The organism is Microlunatus aurantiacus, assembly GCF_039536605.1.
Lineage (GTDB): Bacteria > Actinomycetota > Actinomycetes > Propionibacteriales > Propionibacteriaceae > Microlunatus > Microlunatus aurantiacus.
Genome location: NZ_BAAAYX010000032.1, coordinates 1 through 2,901, shown reverse-complemented (window position 1 = coordinate 2,901; position 2,901 = coordinate 1). Strand labels below are relative to the sequence as shown.

The 2,901-nt window shown below is 69.4% G+C and carries 3 protein-coding genes; 1 reads left to right on the top strand and 2 read right to left on the bottom strand.

Annotation, left to right across the window (positions count from 1 at the left end; translation table 11 throughout):
* Positions 1 to 231: 231 nt before the first annotated feature.
* Both ABD714_RS22275 and ABD714_RS22270 read right to left on the bottom strand, forming a co-directional pair.
* Positions 232 to 1,752 carry a multicopper oxidase family protein gene (locus ABD714_RS22275; RefSeq protein ID WP_425562443.1) on the bottom strand — a complete coding sequence of 507 codons (1,521 nt, stop codon included), beginning with the start codon at positions 1,750 to 1,752 and terminating at the stop codon, positions 232 to 234.
* Between the two features lie 56 nt (positions 1,753 to 1,808).
* Positions 1,809 to 2,249, bottom strand: a complete 441-nt coding sequence (locus tag ABD714_RS22270; protein WP_344814661.1) for a hypothetical protein — start codon at positions 2,247 to 2,249, stop codon at positions 1,809 to 1,811.
* A 117-nt stretch (positions 2,250 to 2,366) separates the two neighbouring features.
* On the opposite strand from ABD714_RS22270, the gene ABD714_RS22265 reads away from it, so the two are divergent.
* Positions 2,367 to 2,690, top strand: a complete 324-nt coding sequence (locus tag ABD714_RS22265) for a PadR family transcriptional regulator (RefSeq protein ID WP_344814660.1) — start codon at positions 2,367 to 2,369, stop codon at positions 2,688 to 2,690.
* Positions 2,691 to 2,901 lie beyond the last annotated feature (211 nt).

The window sequence follows — 2,901 nt, the reverse complement described above, 5'->3', positions numbered from 1 at the left end:
ATTCTCGCGTTACGGCGCGCTCAGCTCACGATCGTCAACGGCCCCGATCGGTGGATCCGGGCTAAGGCAACTTTGCCCAGTACGCTCCGGCCGAGCGCCGCAACGGTTCCTGCCCGCGGCTCCACGCCCTGGCCACGGTCACCTTCCTGCACGAGTTGAGCGCTCTGCAGCCCACCAGCATCGCCCTGGAACTTCGGGTCGACGGTGCCTCCAGTGGCAATGCGCGTTCGTTCAGGCCATCGTCTCGAAGGCGGCCATCATCATCATGTCTTCGTGTTCGAGGTTATGGCAGTGCAGCATGTACCGGCCGGTGTGCTCGGTGAACCGGATTGCCACCTCGACTGTCTCGGTCGGCGTCAGGTCCACTGTGTCTTTCCAGCCGGCGTCCCATCGGCCGGGTCCGTCCGATCCTCGGCGGAGCACTTGAAACGGGGACAGGTGCACGTGGACGGGATGGTGCAGATCGCTGCTGAACCGCCAGATCTCGGTCTGGTCCAGGCGTGGCCGGGCGTCCATCCGATCCGGGTCGAACGCCCGTCCGTTGATCAACCAGTGGGCCGGACCGCCCGCGCCGCCGCGGCTGAAGCGCCACTCACGCACCGGGGTGTCCGGGGCGGTCTCCAACGCCTCCCACCACGCGAGGTGCTCGGGCACCCGGCTCGCGTCCCGTACGGACCGGACGACCCGGAACCGCATCACGGCGTCGGTGCTGCCAAGCCCGAGCGCGTTGGTGAGCACCACCTCGGTGCCGACCGGGTAGGCGCCGAAGTCGACGACCACGTCGAACCGTTCCGCCGGTGCCACCAGGATCTCGTGCTGGGATAGCGGTGCCGCGAGCAGACCGCCGTCGGAACCCACCTGGAGGAAGGGTGCGCCGCCACCGGCCGGACCGGGTGACAGGCCGAGCCGGTAGCGGCGGGCGTTGGAGGCGTTGACGATCCGGAGTCGATAACGGGCCGCATCCACCGCGAGCTCGGGCCACGGGCGGCCGTTGATGAGGACGACGTCGCCCAGCACGCCGGCGGTGTACGGGTCACGGACGCCTGGGGTCTCCAGTAGCCGTGGATCCAGCGACGGGTAGGCCAGTGACCCGTCGGCCGCGAACGCCCGGTCCATGATCATCACCGGCAGGTCGTGATCACCGGCGGGGAGGCCGAGAGCCTCCTCGGCATCGTCGGTGATCAGATACAGGCCTGCGAGCCCTCGCCAGACCTGAGGTCCGGTGAAGTCCATCCGGTGGTCGTGGTACCAGAGCGTGGCGGCTGGCTGCTCGTTTTCGTAGACGTACGGTCGGGAACCCCGGGCGACCACGCCGCTGGCGCCACCGGTGGTGTGGGCGTGGCCAGAGAGGCGGCGACCGGTCGGCGATGCAGCGGGCAGCAGCAGGTCGGTCGGATATCCGTCGCTCGCCGCCGCTGTGTGCCCGCCGTGCAGGTGCACGACGGTCGGCAGGTAGAGCTCGTTGCGGTGGGTGACTGTCACCTGCTCGCCTCGCGGCGCGACGATGGTCGGGCCAGGGAGCAGACCGTCATAGCCGAGAACCTCCGTCTGTCGGCCAGGCAGAATCTCCAGCACGGCACGCCGCTGGACTATCTCGTACGCACTCGCGCCGCCCGCGCGCGAAACCGGTTGCTTCACAGGGGGCACCACGAACGGGACGCTGAACCGCTCCGGCAGCGGTGTCGTGCTCGACAGCAGACGGGCGGTCTGGTCCCGGGAGGGATTCGCGCATCCTCCGGTGCTGCCGAGCAGTGCGCCGCCGACCAGTCCGAGTGCGCCAGTCAGCGCGCTCCGGCGGCTGATCGCCCTCATCGTCCGCTCCTCGGCCGCGCCGCCGCCCGGTTCCACGACCACCCCGCGAACACCAGGGTGGCAACCACGATCGCCACTCCAAGCGGCACGTGCAGGGCCAGGTTGCGCTGGTAGCCCATGCCGATCTGCAGGCCCTCGGCAAGGAAGAGGGCCGGGCCCACGGCGGCCACCCAAAGGCGGCCACCGGTCACGGCATACCCGATCGTGAAGACCGACAGCAGCATCGCGGAGAGGATCACCATGCTCGCCCCGAACGCGTGCACCCCCACCCAGTCGTAGAGCCCGGACAGGTACTGACCGATCGAGACCGGCTGCGACAGGACGAGGAGCGCGTGGACGGTCGCCAGGACGCGGAGCAGGATCAGCGTGAGGCCGAACCCGGCTCGTCGACGACCCGGGTGGGTCGCCTCGCCGGCAGGCCGGAGAAGAGTGGTCATGGCCCCTGACGTTATAGGTAGGCGGTCTACGCATCAAGGTCGGATGACCCTGAGCCGACCCCGAGGAATCCCTGTCCGGCAGACGATTCCGAGGCCGGACGAGTAGACTGCCAACTCATGGCGACAGATCGCGTGAAGGGCCACCTCGACGGCCTTCTGCTGGCCGTCCTCGAGACCGGTCCGGCACACGGATACGCGGTGATCGAGGCGCTCCAGCAGCGTTCCGGCGGGACCCTGGACCTGCCGACCGGGACCGTCTACCCCGCCCTGCGCCGGCTAGAGGACGCGGGCTGGATCAAGGGAGTCTGGTCCGACGTCGGTGGACGCAGACGTCGGACCTACTCGCTGACGGCCGGCGGCCGCCGAGCCCTTGCGGCGGAGCGGCGGGCCTGGTCGGCCTTCTCCGGCAGCATCGGCAAGGTTCTCGGTGAACCGTCGTGATGACCTCGGAGCGCAGCCGGCCAATCGACGACGTGCTGGTCCGACTTGGGCACCGGCTGCCGTGGCTGTTGGGGTCCCGGCGTGACCTAATCGCCGAGGTCCGCGGCGGGCTGGAGGATGCTGCCGAAGCCCACCGTCGACACGGCCTAAGCCCGGATCCACCGATCGGGGCCGTTGACGATCGTGAGCTGAGCGCGCCGTAACGCGAGAA